Here is a 20,314-nt window from a genome sequence, read left to right on the forward strand (position 1 = left end):
CTTATGGCGTTCTTGATGCGTGTTGACAAAGGATAGAGATAATATCGGAATAACATTTTTCTGCTTGGTAATTTTGTGACAACAACGCGGCTTCAGAACCTAATACCGCAAGTTGGTGAGGGGAATGGCTGATATAATTTATTTGCTGTTGTAGCGATTGACGATCATGAGGAATATATTTTAAACAGTTTTTTTGGTGTGTTAATTGGGTATCCCAAAAAGCACCATCTTTGGGAATAATGACACACATACCAGCAAATAATGCTTCTAAAATAGATAGCCCAAAAGGTTCTTTGTCACTTGTTGAAATGAATATATTACTTTGTGCACGAATACTATCGATTGACTCAGGTTGCTGGTGCCAATTGATCGATTCAATCGTTTGTGGAGCAACTGTAATCGGTAGGGTGGTGTTTTGAGGTACAAGGTAACAGATATTTGTAGGTAAACGGTGATTTATAGGCGTTTCTTTTATGACCTCTAGTAACAAATCAAGTCCTTTCCACTTCAATAATGAAGCAGCCCAAAATAACGTTGGTGTATGGTACTGACATAACGAGGGCGATTGTTCTTTTGCGATGCCATTTATAAACGGTAAAAAATGACTTGATGATAGTAACTGCTGACATTTTTGGTCACGAATATTGGGTTTCAGCTTTCGCCACCGATGTTGTATTACTGCGTTAATTGAAGCGTAAGCACTGTGCAAATAAAACACATTGTCAGCTTGATATAAGCACAAACCGCATGAACGTGAAATACTAATATTACCATGAATAAATTGGGCAACTTTGTATTTTAGTAACCACTTTAACAAGTAAATCGGCATATCGTTACCAGGGCAAGATGCACCAACAGCAATCTGTATTGAACCATAGAGATAGCGGCTATATAGAATCCACCAACAAAAATAGATCTGTCTTAACCAATAGCCATTGCCGACATCGCTAATAGACAACCATGATGGATAAGATAGCGATATTATATTGGCTTGCGCTATTGGCCATGATCGAGGATCTGAGGTTAAGATGGTTAAGCGATTTTTACGTGAGTTAATAAGTTTTAATACTTCACGAGTAGCGAATTTAGAACCGCCAGCATAGCAAATAGGGTCAAAAACAAAGATGTGGTGATCGTGAGTCATGAGATCCTCTCGTATATTGATATAAATTCACTAATATGAATATAAATCAAGCAAAAGGGATGCCAATGTTACATCTTATAGTGTGTTGAAATTATGGTTTTTTTTATTATTGCGAGTGACTTTCGACCTTATTCTTAAATTGAGAATAAAATTAGTGCTTATAAAGTGAGAGCAAGCGCGGTATTACAACATGAGCGGAGTAATGCTGTTTAATCATACGCTGAGCCATCTGTTGTATTTGTTTTCGATGTGATTTGCTTAGTTGAGACCAGTGAGTAATGGCTGCGGCTAGTTGAGGTGGTTCAATAATCCAACCATTAATATCAGATTGAATGAGCTGGTGGATATTCCCAACAGGGGTAGAAATAAGTGGAATACCACGTCCCATAGCCTCAAGAGCAACCATAGGTAAGCCTTCATAGCGAGAACAAATGACTAATAAACCAATTTGTTGCCATATAGGATCCATTGATTGTTGTTGGCCATGAAATCGTAAGTTTGTTGGTGCTTGTTGACGTAAAATGGTATCTAAAGGGCCATCACCATAAATATGAAAACTAAATTGCGGTAAGCGCCGCGCAAGTTCGACAAATCGATCTGGGGCTTTTTCGTTACTTAAACGGCCAACAAAAGCGATTTGTTGGCCATGAGAAAGGGTAAGTGCATCGGTATCAATAAAGTTATTGATGAGCTCTGTTTTAAACGGGATACGGTGTTTTATAGCATCACTTACCGCTAAATTGACATGATTTAGACAAGCACTCCAGCGATCAATTGCATCATATAATCTTACTTTCCCTGTGGGGATTTCGCCTGCATGGAAAGTATTAATAAATCGTATATTAAGAGAAGAAAGCAACAGGGTTAACCGTATTAACCGACAATAAATAGCAGCTTTATAGCCATGAGAATGAATGACATTAGGAGGATTTTTTAAAGTATGTTGCAGTAATGAGCCTATTGAACCAGATAAAAACTGATAATTTATATAGTTGTTGTCACATAAGGGGAGCAAAGGGTGCTGTTTGTGATAACGACATAGAAAAAGGATAGTAATGTCATGTTGCATCAACTTAAGACCTTGAGCTAATTGTAGAATATGCGATTCAATCCCTCCGACATCTTTGCTATCAATCACTAGCCAAATGCGTAGAGACTTAGTCTGACTCTTCATAGGTATCCCAAACTTGTTTTTTTCTGTATAACGTCGATGGGCTTAACTCAAGTAGAACTGCAGCATTTAGTACATTCCCTTCGCAATAATCAATAGCATTCTCAATGACTTCACGCTCAATATCTGCCATTGGCCGAATTAGGTGAGTATTGATTTTTTTCTTAGCATTGGTGCTATTGTCTGATGTTGTCATCGTCGGTAATGTTGGTCCTGTATTTGTAATTGGTTTGATAGGTGTAATATTGCTTGCTTTTATATGTTGTTTTTCAGTATTTTTAATACTCGTTTTAAAGCTATTAATTGGTTCAGGAAGATGCTCCATTAAAATATGGGTATCATTGTGAAGCACAACAATATTACGAATAATATTTTGTAATTGGCGTACATTACCAGGCCATGAATAATGGCTGAGTTTTAATTCGACATTACGTTTGATCGCAGTGAATTTTTTATGATCTTGTTTTGCAAATTTCTTTAAAAAGTAACGGGCGATATCAAGAATATCAGTCCCTCTATCACGTAGTGGTGGCATTTGAATCGGAACCACATTGACACGATAATAGAGATCTTCACGAAACCGTTTTTCGTTAAGTTCAATTAGCGGATCACGATTGGTTGCACAAATTATGCGAATATCTGTTGAGATTTCTTTACTGCCACCAAGCGGCGTAAAGCGTCCAGTTTGCAGAAAACGGAGTAATTTTTTTTGCATATCTAATTCCATTTCACACAATTCGTCTAAAAAAAGTGTGCCTCCGTTTGCCAGCATGGCAGCGCCTTTTCGATCTGTTGTTGCGCCAGTGAAAGCCCCTTTTAAGTGGCCAAAAATTTCACTTTCCATTAAATCACGAGGGATCGCGCCACAGTTAATCGCTACAAATGGCTTATTATAACGCTGACTTTTATAATGAATGGCTTCTGCGCAGACTTCTTTACCAGTACCACTTTCTCCTGAAATAAAAACACTGGCGTTAGTCGGTGCAACGGCATCAATTATTTTATAGACAGCCTGCATTGGTAAACTAGAACCTATAAACCCTTGATATTTATTACGATTAAAGTCATTTTGAATATCTTCGACTAACCCTTCAAGTTTGTTGTGCGCCAAATGGTTTTTAATTGAGGTTTTAAGCCGGTCTGCTTGAATGGGTTTTTCTAAGAAATCATTAGCCCCACTTTGAATAAGCGTGACAGCGATATCAATCGTGCCATGGGCGGTTGCAATGATCACTGCCGTTGGAATCTTTTGCTCTCGAATCCATTGTAAGATCTCTGCACCTGATATATCTGGAAGTTTGAGGTCTAAAATGATCAGTTGAGGTGGATTTTTGACGATAAAATTTTTAGCATCTTCACCTGTAGTAACATGAAAGAATTCGTAGGGCTCATCTTTTACATATTGCTTATAGAGAATCGCTAATGATGTTGAGTCTTCTACTAAAAGTACTTTTTGTAGCATAATAACATCCTGTTTATAGAGAAATTTAACGACTAATTTTTATTTATTGTTAATTTTAGTGTTATTTTTATCCAAAATTATACGATTAGTAATAAAATATTATCGAAAGTAAAAAGCACTAACAGGGATAATTAAATGATAATTTAACACACTATAATATGCTAATACTTACCGTAATCTTTATTATAGCTGTTTTTTAAATGCTTGGTTAATAATACGATAATATACTGATTTTATAGTCAAAGTTGATTCTAAATGAAAGGTATATAATAAAATATTCTTTTAAATATCAATGTTGGCGATTATTTTTTTTCAATTATTAATAATAAAGCATCATCATTAGGTGGAGTGCCTGCTAAAGAGTCAAAAACTTGCATTATCTTATCGAGTGCAACATTTAGTGGCAAATTAGCGGTTATAACCAAATGTTTTTTTATTGCTCGTTCTAAAGTTTCACGTTCGGTAATAGTATTACCAGATTCAAATAAACCATCTGTTAATAAAATAAGCCGTTCATTTTTTTTTAAAGTAATAGATGAAGTTTCATATTCAGTGTGGGGTAATAGTCCGGGTAATGTGCCTTCAACTTTAACTGGATAGAGCCTTTTATGATGAATATGCATTGGGTAAGGGTGCCCAGCACAGCTTAATATAATCGTATTTGAATTAATAAAGCTAAGGCAGCAACCCGTTATCATTGTTTGTGAAAGTAATTGATCTTTATAAGCATTATTAGATAATTTAGTCAATAATAATGCCGGTTGGGTGAGGTTTGTATTTTGCATCAATCCACGAATATACCCAGCATAAGCATATGAAAAGAATTTTGCACTTTCATCATGGCCCATCACATCAGCAATGAGTAATTGTATGACACCGTTGTTACGGGTTGATAGTACAAAATCACCACCTCCACGGCCGGTATTACGTTGTTGAAAAGCAAGCTGCCAATGTTTTGAATTTAAATTAATTTGAGGTAGTAAAGTATCAGTGATTTTTTGATTAACCTGTTGTGATATTGCATGGAAAACCTGATTGAAACGCGCTAACACACGGTGTATTGAATTAAGCAATTGTTCTTTCTTAATCGGTTTTTTTAAATAGTCATCAATACCTAGATTGACTGCATCATTAAGTATAGTTTCATCTTCAGAATGAGATAAAAAAATAAAAGGAATGGAAAAGATTTTTATTTTCTCTAGTTCTTGCCGTAATTCTATGCCATTCATTTTTGGCATTTTAATATCGGAAATAATTAAGTCAACCGGTTCATTTTTTAAAAAGGCTAATGCTTGCTTACCATTATTCACTAAACTGACTGTAAATATGTCTTTTATATAGGAATAAAAAAGTTCTCTTTGTGATTTTTGATCTTCAACTAATAATATATGAGGTTTTATACGGTGGGTATCACGTTCCCAAACAATGGTAAAAATATTGTGTGAAGGTAATGATTGATAATAGGTTTCATCAGCAAGCGTATTGATTATATGAAGTCCATAGCCACTACCTTTTAATATATTTGTATTAATATTGAAGGTTGTCTGTTGAGAAAGAGGATTCCATATTCCACCTGAATCTTTGATAATTAATAACCATTTTTTTTTAGCTTTTCTAAAACTAACCGTAATATCATTACTTAAAGGGGTTGAGTGATGAATAATATTCGTGCACCATTCAGAGCAACATAGCAGGCAATATTGTTTTATATCTGCTTTAATATCAAGATGGTCAAGGACTTTTGATAATGATTGGCGTAATATTCTAACCGATTCTAATGTCGAAGGTTGAGTACTTTTAAAAAGAAGAATGGAATTTTTCATTTTACACCAAAATAGATAAGAACCGATTGTGTTGTATAAAGTGGATGAGTTTGGTGGTTATTGTTTCTGGTAGAAAAGTGCAACGAATAATCTCACGACAAATTTCATCTTTAATATGTGGTTGAAGTTTATCATTAAATACTAATCCAATCAGATGAGCATTGTATGCTGTTAGTTTTTCTATTGCATCTTTGATTTCATTTTGCTGTGTTTGACCAGAAAGTACGATAAGAATAGTACCATCACAGCAACTTGCAACCGTATGTGCAGGAATATTATGTAATGTGGATTGAGAAAGCGGGGATGCATCTATAATGATCTTATCAAATTCCAATAACCATGCAGCAATTTTAAGTTTTAAGTTATGAGGTTGACGTAATTCAATAATATGAGCTTTGTTGTTCATCAGTGAGGTGCCTAATAGGCCGACTTTATTATGGGCATCATAGGTTAAATATGAGTCTAAATGCTGGTCTATATTTGATTTATTTATTAGTTCAGTTAATGGAATTAAACTTGGATTTTGAAAGTTCAGATCAACAAGCAAGGTACGGTAACCCGCTAATAAATGCCGCTCAGTAATTGCTTGTGCAATAGAAGTCACTCCCTCTCGCGGATTACTAGAAGTAATACAAATTGAATGATATTTTTTTTGCTCTAAGAACAGAAAAATATCCTCAATTTCCATTTGGTATGAAGGGATCTTCATTACAACGCTCCAATGAGAGCAATTGTTGCTAGTACTTGGAATATATCTTTGAAACCAAGACGAATATTAGCAAGAATACTTTCATCTTTGTTTGGTACATAAACAGTATCTCCAGCTCTAAGTGCTGGTAGTAGCCGATAATCACCAGTGCGACTAAATTTAATCAAATCAAAGGTGCGTGCTTGACCCTGATGACGGGAGTTATTAATAATACTGATCTTCTCAGGGTAAGCATAGTCTGTTGTCCCACCGGCTTTAGCTAATATATCAAGTATGGTCATTGAATCATTATAGCGATAGCGTCCAGGTTTATGGACCGCGCCTAACATACGGATCGTTGACTCAGTAGTTTCATCGATCCAAGTGCGATCTTTTTCTGGAATATAAATAGAATCACCTGTTTTTACTATAGGTAATAATGATTCGTCGCCAGTCTCAAAATAAAGAGCGAGATCTAACTTTGATACTTTTGAATATTTTTGATTACGGTGAGTAATTCGAATATTGTGCAAATCGGCATTGATTGTAGGGCCATCAGCTGCAGCAAGGATATCTAAAAAATGGAGATTATTAGTAAAGCGATAACGACCACCTGAGTTAACTTGTCCAAAAACGTAAATAGAGCTGTCTGATGTTTGGCGTACCCATTGGGATTTATTATCAGTAGGATCAAGAGGCAGATCACGCACTCTTATGGTGGCTCCTGCACGAATGACTGGGAGTGTTGATTCAGCTTTGCCTTCAAGCATAAAGCTATCAAGGTCAAAGATATAAACCTGGTTTCTGCCATTTGCATCTGGTGTGACAACTTCAATGTTCGCGGTATCTGCTCGTACAGTTGGCCCACCGACATGGGCGAGTAAGTCAAGAAATGACATTTCATCAGACCACTCTATGCGTCCAGGATCTTCGACTTCACCAAGCACACGTACAGCACGATGAGGTGCTATTTTTAACCATGACTTCTCATTCATATCTGTTTTTTCAGGAACGAAAATAGCATCACCAGACTCAACGGGTGGAGGTGATTGGTAATTAGTGCCTTCGGTGTACCCCGATAGGTCAAAATTAATCACTTTACCGTCAGATTTGATAACGCGAATTTGGCGAGATTCTGCAAACCGTGTTGGACCGCCAGCATTAGCCAGAATACTCATGAAACTTGCGCCTTTTTTACCTTCATATGCGCCGGGTTCTGCGACTTCTCCCATTACGTAGACAATATTGGCACCAAATTTAATCTCTTCTTGTTGTTTCGGAATAAAGATGGTTGAACCGGGATACAGCTTGGGTAGTAAAGTTTCGTTACCTGAGTCTAAGTATTTTTTTAGGTTAAAAGTACGTGGTTCATTATTAGAAATAACTCTGATTTGCTCAACAGTCGCATAACGAGTTACGCCACCTGCACGCATTAAAACATGCACGATAGAGGCCCCCTCATTATAGGAAAACGTACCAGGTTCGTGAACTTCACCAAATACTTTGACAGCGTTTTTATCATCAGCAGCATCACCAGCTTGTGCTAATTTAGCTGTATCAAATTCTTGTTCAATATTACCTATCATTGCTGATGCTGGAATAAACAGAGTATCGAGGGACTGCAGGGTCGGTAATTTTGATAGATCACCAGAGTCTAAAAACGATTTATAATTAAATGTTGTTATTTCATCGCCACGGCGTAGTTGTAAGCGATTGAGCTGAGCCCCTGGCCGTAATCCGCCAGCAGCATAAAGTGCCAGCTGTACCGAGTCGGTATCGGATATTATATATTCCCCTGGCTGATTAACATAACCTTGAATATTAATAATAAGTTGGCGTTTGCTAATAAAAACCCGTAAGTGACTTAGATCTTGCATTACGCTTTTTAAGCTCATTGTAATCATTGCTACCATCTGTTTTTCGGTTTTTCCTACAATTGTGAGCGGCCCGACTTCCGGTAAAATGATCCGTCCTTGTTTATTGACTTGGAATGTCTTATTGAGTGATTCTTCTCCAGGTAAAATAATGGTAATAACATCGCCAACACGCACTACTTTATTGGTTGATTCTGCATGCGCGTATTGACTCAATAAGGCCATGAAATACAGACAGAATAAAATATGCTTAAAGAGATGCATTGTAATTACCTCTCTGATAAGTGATTAAGTGTGAGATTTTGATCAATATGCATTAATTCGATAGTTACACGCCGATTACTTAAATGCTCGCTTGGTTGCGGTATTGATACTAAAGAAGGGCGAGAATTAATCGCTTCAATATGAATACGGTTTGGGTTGAGCCCAAAAATACTGAGATAGCGCTTTATTTGCTCAGCTCGCTGACGAGCAAGATTATTGTCTGGCATATCAGCAGCAAAAACATCGCTATGACCCGTAATTAAAATTTTATAATCAGTATTTTTTGCCAATAATTGAGAGGCTACAGATAGGTTAATAATATAGTTAGGATTGAGTTCTACGGAGTTAAAAGTAAATTGATTAGCGCTATTGAGTAAGTTGTAAATCTCTTTGGCAAAGATGATATCTTCAGGTTCAATAGTGCTGTTTCTTGGTGGTTTGCATTTATGTTGTTGCTTGGCATCTTTTGTTTGGTGTTCTAACCGTTGTAACAAATTACGTTGAATAATCAGACTATTAGTTGCATCTACTTCTAATCCTCCAACAAGCTCACTGGCAATACGAGATTCATTTCGTTGGGCTTGAAGGACGGTTGCAGGAAAACACCATTGCGCCTGATCTGCGATGAGCATATCAAGATGTCGAGCAACGAGTACCCACTCAAACTGTAAACCATCTTCAGGGCCTAATGGTGGAAGATGATCAAGTGTCGTTGAACGCGTATTTAAATAATTATTAGCTCCGCCGCCACGTCCATGTTCAGCAAAAGGGGTACAGCCTGATAATAAAAGTAAGTTAATAACTAATAGTGACTTTAAATTATGCTTTAAGATTCTTAATTCCATAGCGTGATCACCTCCATGATAAGAGCAGTGCTAGTCACTATGTTCATTAACAGGAATAGCATTCTCAATTCTTAGTAATTTTAGCAATGAAAGCGGTTGCCCATGTGCATTTTTTATTTGCATGCTATGTTGCTTTTCTGTGAGTCGTTTATAGAGATAAACTAAAGCTCCAATGCCTGATGAGTCTAAAAAGGCGACATTTTCCATGTCTACATCAATATGTGATTGTGGTTTACTAATGACATCATCAATGGTTGATTGTATATTTTGACATCCGGCAGCATCCATATCGCCATTGATTGATAACACCAGCGTATCATTACCTATCTCTAATTGACGTAATTCCATATTTGACACCTAATAAAATAACATTGTAATTGTTAATAAATTTGCAGTAATTGTGCCAATAATTTTATTTATATAAATCAGCATGTTGAGTTGTTGTGTATGAAAAGATGAATTGAAAAGTTGAATTTATCTATTTGCAATGCAGTATGATAGTGCTTCTATTTAGACATTATTATTGAAGTGTCTATTGCTGAATAAGTCATGGGTCATAGGTTATGTTGTTACTGAACAATATCTTTAGGACGGAACAAAAAAGTATTTAAATTGAGCAGATTAATAATAATGATTAATAGCAAATGTAAGTTTTCAACTCATTGTTATGTAACATTATTTTATATTTTTAATTACAAAATTCAGCATTATCCTAATTTTGACAATAAAAAACATAGTTTTGCTTTTTACTCAGATGCGAAAGGACTATTATAGCGGCATTCAATTATCATGTTTTTTTAGTAAATCATTAAAACCCAAGGCTATAATATCGTATGAGCTCTAAGCATATTCCTGTTTTTTCCTATTCATTACTGCATCCTCGCTATTGGGGGACACTAATGTTAATGGCACTCATGTATTCTCTTAGTCTATTGCCTTACCGTGCGCAGTTTTTTTTAGGAAAACATATTGGCCGTTTAGCGATTAAATTAATGAAAAAGCGTCGTCATACTATTTCTCGCAATCTTGAATTGTGTTTTCCGTCAATGACGACAAGTGAACGTGACCGTTTAGTAAAGGAAAATATTGATAACTCAGGATTAGCTTTATTTGAAACCGGTATGGCATGGTTTTGGTCTGACGAGCGAGTGTGTCGTCATGTTACTATTAAAGGCATGGAGCACATGGAGCAACTCGAACGTGAAGGTAAAGGCGCGTTAATGGTTGCTGTACACTCAATGAATCTTGAACTTGGTGCGCGTGCGTTTGGTATTAAAAAAACAGGGATGGGTGTTTATCGTGCTAATAATAATCCGTGTTTTGATTACTTTCAATATCAAGGACGCTCACGATCTAACCGTACTTTAATAGATCGTAAAGACGTTAAAGGTATGCTGCGCGCACTGAAAACGGGTGAGCGAGTGTGGTATGCCCCTGATCATGATTATGGTCTAAGACGCTCAACATTTGCGCCATTATTTGCAGTAGAACAAGCGTGCACAACAACAGGTACCAGCTTATTGGTTGATGCAACTGACTGCGCCGTGGTGCCATTTACTATGGTACGAGATGATGATTCAGGCCATTATACGTTAACAATTTGTGAGCCCGTTGAAGGTTTCCCAAATAAAGATCCTGACGCTGCTGCTGTTTTTATAAATAAAATTGTTGAAAAGTCAATAATGGCTGCACCTAGCCAGTACATGTGGTTACATCGTCGTTTTAAAACGCGTCCAGAAGGACAACCAAGCTTTTATTAATTAAATAAAGGTTGCTGATATTGTTAAGCTCATCTTTGTCGATGAGCTTTTTTTTGGCCGAAAATCAGTAATTAAATTGGATTTATTAACCTAATAATAACTAAACTTAATCGGCGCTGTATAATACCCATGGCTATAAGGTATTAACTTGCATTCAATAAACTACATCATCTACTATGGCGATAGTATTAGTCTTATGAATGCTTTTGAAGAGTCTGTAGCCTAGGCTCTTTAATCATATTAACTGAGGAATCTTGTGCTTTGTTATGCGTAAATTTACTGAACCGACATTTAGAAGAGCATTATTACACCCACGATATTGGTCTGTATTAATATTAATGGGGGTGATGTACTTACTAAGTTGGCTGCCGTACTTTATCCAATTTCGCTTAGGGCAAGGTGTCGGTCGATTAGCAATGAAAGTGATGTCGAGTCGACATGAAACAATTAAGCAAAATATAGCGTTATGTTTTCCTGATTTATCAATAAAAGAACAACAGCGGTTAATTGCACAAAATATAGATAACACTGGATTAGCGTTATTTGAAACGGCAATGGCGTGGTTTTGGCCTGATATTCGTGTAGAAAGACACGTTAAGGTTGAAGGACTAGAGCATGTAGACCAATTACAGCAACAAGGAAAAGGTATTCTTCTTATTGCAGTTCATTCGATGAATTTAGAATTAGGTGCGCGTGCTTTTGGTTTGAAAAGACCAGGTGTTGGTGTATACAGGCCGAATAATAACCCTTGTTTTGATTATTTCCAGTTTAAGGGTCGTATACGCTCCAACAAATATATGCTTGATCGTAAAAATGTAAAAGGCATGCTTAAAGGTCTCAAAGAAGGAGAGATCTTATGGTACGCCCCAGATCAAGATTATGGCCAAGGTCGAAATTCAACTTTTGCACCTTTATTTGCAGTTAAAGATGCGTGTACAACGACAGGGACAAGTTTATTAGTTGATGCATCTGGTGCTGTGCCATTACCTTTTGCCATGATTCGTAATAATGATAGTGGTCAATATACATTGAAAATATTTCCACCATTAATTGAGTTTCCTCATAAAGCTCCTCAAGCTGCGGCGGCTTATATCAATAAAGCGGTCGAACATTCAATTATGGCGGCACCGAGTCAATATATGTGGCTGCATCGACGTTTTAAAACGCGTCCAGAGGGTGAAGCGAGCTTATATCATTAATTAAAGTTAATTATGAGTATATTAGTTATGCTTTAAAACAAGAAACCGAGCTTAGTGCTCGGTTTCTTTATTAAAACTAAAAGTCATAGGTTAAGCTGACGGTACTATAAATTTCGGAATGGCTTTTATCAGAAGCCACTTCGGTATTATAAATATATTGAGAATCGAGCAATAATGAAATGTCGCCAATCAGTTTGTTTTTAATATAACCATCAATAGAGTAGTTGGTATTTGAAACACCGTAGTCAATACTGCTATTTGCACCTACTGTTAATGTTGATGTAATTTTCTTTTCTGCATTTAAGAAGGCATTAGCAATGATATTACGTTCAATTTGATTTGGATGCTCAGGATCATTGAGTTGACGTTTACTATAACGGAAACCTGGACCACCACCGACCGTTAACTTGGTCGTTTTGGTATCATAAACTTTATAACCTAAACCTGTCGCAATGATATATTCATGACGATAGGTTTCAAATTGATTATGGTTATATTCATTACGTAAGTAAGTAAATTTATGTGAATTAATCATATAGCGAGTATCCAGCGCAACGCTATATTTATTCACACCATCTTCTTCTTTGGTTGAATCCGTATAATAAGAACTAAACTTAAGCTTGTTGCTCCAATCGTTTGTTGTGTGCTTCAACGAGGCGGCAGAATTCATCGACATCGAAGTATTTGTCGTTTTAGCGTAAATAAAGCCTAATTTTGCCGAGCCGTTAAAATCAGAAGATTTCTCTTCAATTGGTTGATTATTAATATGTGTGGCATAGGCGGCATGGCAAAATAAAGTTGTAATAGGTATTAACAGTAATGCTTTCATTGTTTAGCCGTCGAATGTAATTTGAGCAACAATGTAAGCAATATAGCGGTATAAAATGTCATGGTAGTGTATGGTTGCTGTAAAGTGCTTGTGATGATGGTTAGTGAGGTGGAGGTGATAATAGATGATAGTATTTTGTTTTAAATAAAGAAAAAGGCTACTAGGTAGCCTTTTTTAGGTCATATATAATTTTTATTTACTGTATTAGAGAATAAAAAATAGCCGAGATAGACATTAAACCAATAACAGTTACGAATATATTACTGATTGTCCCTGAATATTTTTTCATAGCTGGCACTTTCTTTATTGCATACATTGGCATAATAAATAGCAACATTGCAATAATTGGCCCGCCTAAGTTTTCAATCATACCTAAAATACTTGGGTTTAGTGTTGCTACAGCCCAAGTTGTGGTTAGCATAAATAAAGCCGTGAAACGATTAAGCGCTTTATTTGAAATAGTCTTGTTATTATCACGTGCGACTTTATGGACGATACCATTTAGGCCTTCACTTGCGCCTAAATAGTGGCCCAAGAAAGATTTTGTTATTGCAATAATAGCGACAATAGGTGCAGCATAAGCGATAACTGGCGTGTCAAAATGGTTAGCAAGATACGTTAAAATCGATACGTTTTGTGCTTTTGCTTCGATAAGGTTGGCAGGTGTTAAGCTTAATACACAGCTACACACAAAAAACATTACCGTAATAACCATCATAATATGGGCTCGTAATAAAATACGTGAGCCTTGACGCTCAGCATTAACGCCATATTCTTTTTCTTTCGCTACTGCAAATGAAGAAATCACCGGTGAATGGTTAAAGGAAAAAACCATTACAGGTAAGATCAACCATACCGCCATTATTATGCTCGTAGTATTTCCGCTTTGTGGAATAATATTAGCGAAAATAGCTCCGTTCCAATGTGGCACTAGGTATAGCGCTAACATCAATAATACAGCAACAAAAGGGAACACTAAGATACTCATTGCTTTGACAATTAATTGCTCACCAAGACGAACAATAGCCATTAGAGCAACGATAAGAATCAATGCTAAAACAGCGCGTGCTGGTGGTTCAATACCTAATTGAAATTTCATAAAGCTTTCAACGGTATTGGTTAAAGCAACACTATAAACAAGTAAAATAGGGTAGATAGCAAAGAAATATAGCAGAGTGATAATCTTGCCCATATTTTTACCAAAGTGCTCTTCAACTACATCTGTGATATCGGCACCAGGGTTAGCACTTGATAGCACAAAACGCATCATAGCGCGGTGAGCAAAAAAGGTCATTGGCAATGCTAAGATCATCATTACGATAAGCGGAATTAAGCCACCGACACCTGCATTTATAGGTAAAAATAAAGTGCCAGCACCAACTGCTGTACCATATAAACCGAGCATCCATACAGTATCACTTTTACGCCAGCCGAGCTTTTGAGTTTTGTCAGCGGTTGTTGCAGTTGTTTTTTGTTGTTGTGCGGTGCCCATTATGGACATCTCCTTTATTTTCTTTTCAGTCAATCTGAATTGAATAAATAGAGCTGTACAACAAGCGAAAAGAGGGAACGTTCCGTGATCGTATAAGCATATCCGTGCTAGTTATCGTTGTTGTTGCTCTTTATCCTATGTTGTTAGCCACAGAGAATGAAAAATAATTAACCATTATTGAAGTGGGTGGATTATAGGGTATAAGCATGACGCGCAACAATTTTTGCAATTAAAAAAAATTTGTTTGCTTAAAAAGTATTCGAGGTTGTAAATGGGGTGTTGGCAATGTTGTATTGGTATTATTTAAGGTGAGTTTGTTTGCGGTGCTATTGTTTGTTTTGTGTGTGATTTCGTATTTGTATGACGTATTTTAGTATAACAGTAAAGTATATATTTAATAATATCAGTTTAAATATTATTATTATTTTTAAGTTTATTAAAAAATATTTGAATATTCAAATCAAAAAAAAGGAAGCGCAAATACGCCTCCCTTATGAACTTAACCGTAATTAGTCACGGAAGTTATCAAATTGGAACGGTTGACCGAGATCTTGTGCACGAACAAGTGCCATTGTTGCTTGAAGATCATCACGCTTTTTAGCCGTTACACGTAACTTTTCACCTTGAATAGCAACTTGAACTTTTAATTTAGCGTCTTTAATCGCTTTAACCAGTTTCTTAGCATTAGTGGTTTCAACACCTTGCTTAAATTCAATATTCTGTGATGCAGTTTTACCTGAGAAATTAATAGCCTTACGCTCAAGTGCATTAGCATCAACGCCACGTCGTGCAAGGTTACCACGTAAAATTGCTACAATCTGATCAAGTTGAAATTCAGATTCTGAAGTGATTTTTACGATTTCTTTGTTTAATTCTACGCTGGCTTCAACACCACGGAAATCAAAGCGAGTGCTAATTTCTCGGATTGAATTCTCTACCGCATTTTTGATTTCTACGGTATCGACTTCGGAAATAATATCAAAACATGGCATGTTATTGGCCTCTAACCTGAATGTGGGAAATATATCCCGTTATAAATTAACACGTACATTATACCGTTAATTAGATACGAATAAAGGAGCAACAATCTATTGTTACTCCTTTATTGTATTAAGATGTGTAGCTAAAGATTACGCGTTGGCGTCTTTGACAGCACCAGCCAGCATATCGAGCATCACTAAAGTATCACGCCAATTAATGCATGGATCAGTAATCGATTTGCCGTAAACAAGTTGTTTTTCTTGACCGCTGATCACCGCTTGATTGCCTTCTTCAATAAAGCTCTCAGCCATAATGCCAGCAATAGATTGGCTACCATTGCGAATTTGCTCACATATGTCAGCAGCAACATCTAATTGACGTTGATGTTGCTTTTGGCAATTACCGTGACTGAAATCAACGATTAACTTGGGAGCTAATTCAAATTCAGTTAAAGCAGCGCACGCTGTCGCAATATCTTGTGCATGGTAATTGGGCATTTTTCCGCCACGAAGAATAATGTGACCATATGGATTACCAGAAGTACGATAAATCGTCATTTGACCATTTTTATTCGGCGAACAGAATAAATGTGATGCACGAGTGGCTCGAATAGCGTCGATAGCAATTTTAATATTACCATCAGTACCATTTTTAAAGCCAACAGGGCACGATAATGCTGATGCCATTTCACGGTGGATCTGAGATTCAGTGGTACGAGCGCCAATGGCTCCCCACGTAATAAGATCGGCAATATATTGCCCAGTGATCATATCTAAAAACTCAGTCGCAGTAGGTAGCCCTAACGCATTAATATCGATTAATAACTTACGTGCTTTATGTAAGCCAGCCGCAAGATCAAGGCTGCCATCTAGATGAGGATCTGAGACAAGGCCTTTCCAACCCACAACGGTACGCGGCTTTTCAAAATAGGTGCGCATAACGATGAAGAGTTGGTCTTTATATGTTTCTTGTACAGCAACAAGGCGCTTCGCATAATCAATAGCAGCATCGGTGTCATGAATTGAACATGGCCCAACGATCACCAATAGACGCGAATCATTACCCGCTAGGATAGCTTCAACTTGCTTACGTGCGTTATCAACATGCGCAGCAATGGCATCTGTCATTGGTGAGGCTATTTCTACTTCTGCAGGTGTCGGCATTAGGCCGAGACTCATTGTGCGAAGTTCATCTGTTTTCATTGGCATAATAGTTTGCCTACCTTGGTATCTCTGTAATAACCCCGTTAAGATAGCCCAAATTAGCGTTGGAATAAACCAAACTTGTGATAACAAATAGGTTTTTAATGACTAACTGTGGATATTGAGACTGAAAATGGTGATTTTGCATGCAATTATTCAACTAATAAAACGAATAGCATATGATCATAAGGTTGAATAATTGTTATCAAATAACGTTTTACGCTTGCGTGTCCATTAAACTCGCAGTAAGGTCAATAGAGAGTTATTTAATGGATTGATATATATAGATATCAGTCTTTTTAACATGGACGTACAGGTGGTGTATGACAACACAAACACAATTAATACTCGCAACAACAGCCGTATTGCGTAATGCCCAACAATTAACCACGATCAGCAATCAAGGAATAGGGCTGGTCTCATTAGATGATCTTATTGCAACTTCGATAGGTATTCATCCGTTAGTTTTTGCTCAGCAAAGCATGCTATCTGAAGTTACCCAACAGGCATTGCAACAAAAAATAGCAGACCAATACGGCCAACAAACAGTAGCTTTGGCTGAGTATTATGTCTCAATGCTGACCGAGCTATTAGTGTCAGCTGCAAGACAACAAGGTACTGCGCCTTTAAAAGTGCAACTTATTGGTGCTGATTCAAATGCGCGCCAGCAATTATTAGGGGCTGAATTAGAAACCGTAGAAGTTAATCCACAATTAGGGTTACGCGGTGCGAGTTTTTTTGCTGATGTAAATTACAAACCAAGCTTTTCACTGCAATGTGAAGCGATTAAACGTGCGCGTGCAACCTTAGGCGGAGAAAACATTGAATTAGTAGTGCCGTTTGTACGGACATTTAGTGAAGCGGCGACTATGATTGATCTCTTGGCTGAACAAGGATTATGCCGTGGTGCTAATGGGTTAAAAGTACACATGCTATGTTGTGTGCCAGCAAATGCATTATTAGCAGAGACTTTTATTCATTATTTTGATGGTTTTGTCGTGGACGTGGAACAACTGGCACAATTTGCGCTTGGACAAGATTTTGATAACTCGAGCCTTAATTACCGCATTGATACTCAAAATGATGCTGTAATCCAGCTGCTTAAAATGCTATTTGCAGTGGTAGGGAGTACAGCTAAAGATTGCGATATTTACTGTCGTTCAATTGAACAATCGCCGCGTTTACAGCGATGGTTGCATGATCATGAAATAACCTCAGTTATCTGCTGATAATACCAACCAGCGTTATTACCGTAATTGCGCTGGTTAGTTATTTTTTAGAGTCAGTAGCTTTATCTTTAGCTTTAGTATCAGTAGTACCTGTTAGCCTTTGTGACTGCCGCGTTTATGAGTTAAGACTTCGTAATTGAATAATAAGTGCATCAAGTTGGCTGATAAATTGGCGTGTAAGCCAAAAATAGCCATAAATTCCTAATGCATTTGCCGCATCATCAGGGCTTATTTCTGTTGCCATTTTTGGTAGAAGGTCGATATCAGGTAAGGCATCAATATTTGCTAAACTGCTACGATTAAGCGATGCCTGTTCGATTTGATTTAAAATGGTAATAATCTGCTGCTGGTATAATTTTAAATCGGCTTGAGCTAATAATTGACGCCGACTAATGTCAGAACTCCAATGGGTTTCAATGAGCTGTTCAGTAATACTAATTAATGTCCGTTGTACCGTTATAATTGCTCGATAATGTCCGGCTAATTTGTGTTTTTCTTTTTGGACGTTAGGCAACAAAATGATCATTTTCATATGTCGTTCTAACACTTCACGTTTCATGGCATTTAATTGTTTTATACTCAACATATGAGCAGATGCATGGGCTTGATACAGCTGACGTAAAGCATGCAAATTTTGATTAAATAACGTGTTCCAACCAGTAACGGCACGGATCGGCATTAATAAAGAAAATGAAATCGCAATTAAGCTACCAATTAAAATATTTGCCACTCGCCATAAAGCGACATTGACTTCTAAAGCGGTATCACCTTGGTAAGAAACAATAATTAACGTCATTACCGCTAAAAAGAAGAAATAAATATTCTTACCATAAGATTTAAGTGACAGTAAGAATACCCATGCCAACATCCACACTGGTATTAGGTAATCGAGTTGGTGAGGGAATAACACCGTTAATAAGCCTAATATTGCCCCTAATAATGTGCCGCCTATACGCTGAAAACCTTTATATACAATCGCGCCGGCATAAGGTTGCATCATCACTACTACCACAGTCACAGGTCCCCACATTGAATGCGGAACATGTACCACGGCGTAGAAGGCGAGTGTAAAAGCTATCGCTAACGTTACCCGTAAAGCATGAGAAAATTGTGCATGTGATATTAATAATGCTTTAAGACGTAAATACATGGCGTAGCCTATAGCGATTTAATAAAAAAGAAGATAAACATCAATAACTAGCTATTTTTCCATTATAGCTATTATTCCGCAATAGAATAATGGTAATACTATTAACGCTGAATGACTTGACGTGGGATCACTTCAATATTGGGTTCATAAATACCTTTGATCGCGTTTAATGCCAGTGCTAATGCATGTTCAGCAATCAGTTCGTATTGCTGTGGTAATGACTGTATCTTATTGGGTAAAAAATCCAATAAGCGATTATCACCAAAAGTGGCTAAGTAAGTGTTACTCATGACCTGTGGGTGTTTGAGTAGGCAATCAAGTACACCTTCAAATAAAGTATAAGATGTTGCTAAAATAGCGTTGGGAAAACAGTTGTCATCAATCCATTGCTGCACAATCTGTTGCCCATGTTGTTGGCTAAAATGCTCACCATAGCCAATTAGCGATGTGATAGGCTGTTGATGACGCTCAATTGCAGCTATAAAACCTTGCTGACGTTCTTTTGATACGCCAAGCTCGGCAACAGCGCCCACGAGACCAATGCTGTTAATTGGTTTTTTTAATAATGATTGAGTGAGTTGATAAGCACCTTCTAAATCTTCACTGATCACTGACACAAAAAACTCATCATCTAAAGCGCGGTCAATGGCAATAACAGGGACACCATTGGCTTGAACTTGACGATAAAAAGGGTGATCTGCGGCAAGTGCACTTGCAACAATCAGTGCATCAGTGCGACGGCTTAGTAAAATATCAGCGACTTTCATTTCAGTGTCTGGATCATCATCAGAGCATGATATAATCATTTGATAGCCCGCTTTACGTGCATTACGCTCAAGTAGTTTGGCAATTTTTGCGTAACTGCTGTTTTCTAAATCAGGAATAATCAGCCCTAAAGAATGACTGTTACCAATACGCAATGATGTTGCTGCATGATCTGGGCGATAGTTATGCTCATCAACAACGGTCATTACTTTTAGTTGGGTTTTTTCACTAATACGATATTGTTTTGCTTTACCATTAATAACGTAACTTGCAGTCGTGCGAGAAACCCCTGCGAGTTTTGCAATTTCATCCAGTGTCATAGTCGTTATCCATTGTTAATGAGACTTGTCGGTATTTGGGTAAAGATAATTTTGTGCACTTGATCATATATTGATAGAGCGTATGCTTTACACGTTTGCAATTCTAGCTGAAACGA

Annotated in this window: 17 protein-coding genes; 3 read left to right on the top strand and 14 right to left on the bottom strand. The window is 37.1% G+C overall.

All coding sequences use genetic code 11. From position 1 onward, the window contains the following. Window position 1: 1 nt before the first annotated feature. The 8 genes from PAND9192_RS02920 to PAND9192_RS02955 form a co-directional block, all read right to left on the bottom strand. Window positions 2-1,144, bottom strand: a complete 1,143-nt coding sequence (locus tag PAND9192_RS02920; RefSeq protein WP_087852459.1) for a glycosyltransferase — start codon at window positions 1,142-1,144, stop codon at window positions 2-4. A gap of 151 nt (window positions 1,145-1,295) precedes the next feature. After that, entirely contained in the window at window positions 1,296-2,318 is a 1,023-nt protein-coding gene (locus PAND9192_RS02925) for a glycosyltransferase family 4 protein (RefSeq protein WP_087852460.1), read from the bottom strand. After that, window positions 2,302-3,777, bottom strand: coding sequence for a sigma-54-dependent transcriptional regulator (locus PAND9192_RS02930; RefSeq protein ID WP_087852461.1), 1,476 nt, complete (start codon window positions 3,775-3,777; stop codon window positions 2,302-2,304). The genes PAND9192_RS02925 and PAND9192_RS02930 overlap by 17 nt, the downstream gene beginning before the upstream one ends. Window positions 3,778-4,079: 302 nt before the next feature. Continuing rightward, the gene (locus PAND9192_RS02935) at window positions 4,080-5,600 is read right to left on the bottom strand and encodes a SpoIIE family protein phosphatase (protein ID WP_087852462.1); all 1,521 of its coding nucleotides are present in this window, start codon (window positions 5,598-5,600) and stop codon (window positions 4,080-4,082) included. Between the two features lies 1 nt (window position 5,601). Beyond that, the gene (locus PAND9192_RS02940; protein ID WP_060996422.1) at window positions 5,602-6,309 is read right to left on the bottom strand and encodes a CpsD/CapB family tyrosine-protein kinase; all 708 of its coding nucleotides are present in this window, start codon (window positions 6,307-6,309) and stop codon (window positions 5,602-5,604) included. After that, window positions 6,309-8,387: an SLBB domain-containing protein gene (locus tag PAND9192_RS02945; protein WP_234998946.1), complete on the bottom strand. Its 2,079-nt coding sequence runs from the start codon at window positions 8,385-8,387 to the stop codon at window positions 6,309-6,311. The genes PAND9192_RS02940 and PAND9192_RS02945 overlap by 1 nt, the downstream gene beginning before the upstream one ends. A 44-nt stretch (window positions 8,388-8,431) precedes the next feature. Further along, window positions 8,432-9,271 carry an OmpA family protein gene (locus PAND9192_RS02950; RefSeq protein ID WP_087852464.1) on the bottom strand — a complete coding sequence of 280 codons (840 nt, stop codon included), beginning with the start codon at window positions 9,269-9,271 and terminating at the stop codon, window positions 8,432-8,434. 30 nt (window positions 9,272-9,301) lie between these two features. Continuing rightward, window positions 9,302-9,619 carry an STAS domain-containing protein gene (locus tag PAND9192_RS02955; protein ID WP_060996419.1) on the bottom strand — a complete coding sequence of 106 codons (318 nt, stop codon included), beginning with the start codon at window positions 9,617-9,619 and terminating at the stop codon, window positions 9,302-9,304. A gap of 485 nt (window positions 9,620-10,104) precedes the next feature. On the opposite strand from PAND9192_RS02955, the gene PAND9192_RS02960 reads away from it, so the two are divergent. Both PAND9192_RS02960 and lpxL read left to right on the top strand, forming a co-directional pair. Further along, window positions 10,105-11,031 carry an LpxL/LpxP family Kdo(2)-lipid IV(A) lauroyl/palmitoleoyl acyltransferase gene (locus PAND9192_RS02960; RefSeq protein WP_087852465.1) on the top strand — a complete coding sequence of 309 codons (927 nt, stop codon included), beginning with the start codon at window positions 10,105-10,107 and terminating at the stop codon, window positions 11,029-11,031. A 266-nt stretch (window positions 11,032-11,297) separates the two neighbouring features. Then, window positions 11,298-12,230 carry an LpxL/LpxP family Kdo(2)-lipid IV(A) lauroyl/palmitoleoyl acyltransferase gene (gene lpxL / locus PAND9192_RS02965; protein WP_087852466.1) on the top strand — a complete coding sequence of 311 codons (933 nt, stop codon included), beginning with the start codon at window positions 11,298-11,300 and terminating at the stop codon, window positions 12,228-12,230. A 76-nt stretch (window positions 12,231-12,306) separates the two neighbouring features. Here the strand turns inward: lpxL and PAND9192_RS02970 are convergent, their stop codons facing one another. From PAND9192_RS02970 to PAND9192_RS02985, 4 genes are all read right to left on the bottom strand, one after another. Further along, window positions 12,307-13,059, bottom strand: coding sequence for a DUF481 domain-containing protein (locus tag PAND9192_RS02970; RefSeq protein WP_087852467.1), 753 nt, complete (start codon window positions 13,057-13,059; stop codon window positions 12,307-12,309). A 196-nt stretch (window positions 13,060-13,255) separates the two neighbouring features. Further along, on the bottom strand, window positions 13,256-14,551 hold the full coding sequence (locus PAND9192_RS02975) for a serine/threonine transporter (protein ID WP_087852468.1): 1,296 nt from the start codon (window positions 14,549-14,551) through the stop codon (window positions 13,256-13,258). A gap of 509 nt (window positions 14,552-15,060) precedes the next feature. After that, window positions 15,061-15,543, bottom strand: a complete 483-nt coding sequence (locus PAND9192_RS02980) for a YajQ family cyclic di-GMP-binding protein (RefSeq protein WP_060996414.1) — start codon at window positions 15,541-15,543, stop codon at window positions 15,061-15,063. A gap of 138 nt (window positions 15,544-15,681) precedes the next feature. Further along, on the bottom strand, window positions 15,682-16,740 hold the full coding sequence (locus PAND9192_RS02985) for a 3-deoxy-7-phosphoheptulonate synthase (protein WP_087852469.1): 1,059 nt from the start codon (window positions 16,738-16,740) through the stop codon (window positions 15,682-15,684). Between the two features lie 317 nt (window positions 16,741-17,057). On the opposite strand from PAND9192_RS02985, the gene PAND9192_RS02990 reads away from it, so the two are divergent. After that, a complete protein-coding gene (locus PAND9192_RS02990; protein WP_087852470.1) occupies window positions 17,058-17,963 on the top strand; it encodes a putative PEP-binding protein in 906 nt (301 codons plus the stop codon). 115 nt (window positions 17,964-18,078) lie between these two features. On the opposite strand, the gene PAND9192_RS02995 is transcribed toward PAND9192_RS02990, so the two are convergent. After that, a complete protein-coding gene (locus PAND9192_RS02995) occupies window positions 18,079-19,113 on the bottom strand; it encodes an FUSC family protein (protein WP_087852471.1) in 1,035 nt (344 codons plus the stop codon). Between the two features lie 101 nt (window positions 19,114-19,214). Continuing rightward, window positions 19,215-20,198: a catabolite repressor/activator gene (cra, locus tag PAND9192_RS03000; protein ID WP_087852472.1), complete on the bottom strand. Its 984-nt coding sequence runs from the start codon at window positions 20,196-20,198 to the stop codon at window positions 19,215-19,217. Window positions 20,199-20,314 lie beyond the last annotated feature (116 nt).

The sequence above is a fragment of the Photobacterium andalusiense genome (genome assembly GCF_900185625.1).
In the GTDB taxonomy this organism is placed as follows: domain Bacteria; phylum Pseudomonadota; class Gammaproteobacteria; order Enterobacterales; family Vibrionaceae; genus Photobacterium; species Photobacterium aquimaris.